General features: G+C 45.2%; 1 protein-coding gene. It reads left to right on the top strand.

What is annotated here, in order from left to right:
* Positions 1-62: 62 nt before the first annotated feature.
* A partial coding sequence (locus LKX83_RS31970; RefSeq protein WP_227887299.1) for an MFS transporter occupies positions 63-392 on the top strand: 330 nt, incomplete at its 3' end.

The following is a 392-nucleotide window of genomic DNA, read 5'->3' as shown; positions in this document are numbered from 1 at the left end:
TTATACTCCCATGCTACGATCAAAGCAACAACATTTATTACAGAAGAAAGAAGATGATTTTCATGATTGAAGCAGGAACGAAATCGTTCTGGCGGGCGTCGCTGGCGCTCAGTATTGCTTCGTTTCTCGTGTTTGCCAACATTTATTTTCCACAGCCTTTGCTGCCGCTCTTTACAGAAGAGTTCAACCTATCGCCGGCAGTGTCTAGCCTTTCGGTTTCACTTACGATTTTTGCATTAGCTATCTCGCTTCTATTCTACGGACCGCTCTCCGATGCAGTGGGACGCAAAAATATTATGTTGATTACAATGCTAGGTGTAACGGTACTGACTATATTGGTCGCCTTTGTTCCGGGCTTTAAAACCCTGCTTGCTTTCCGCATCCTGCAAGGC

Source organism: Cohnella baijiui (genome assembly GCF_020731285.1).
In the GTDB taxonomy this organism is placed as follows: Bacteria; Bacillota; Bacilli; order Paenibacillales; family Paenibacillaceae; genus Cohnella.
Note: the sequence above shows the minus strand (reverse complement) of the source record. Positions and strands in the feature narration are given on the sequence as shown.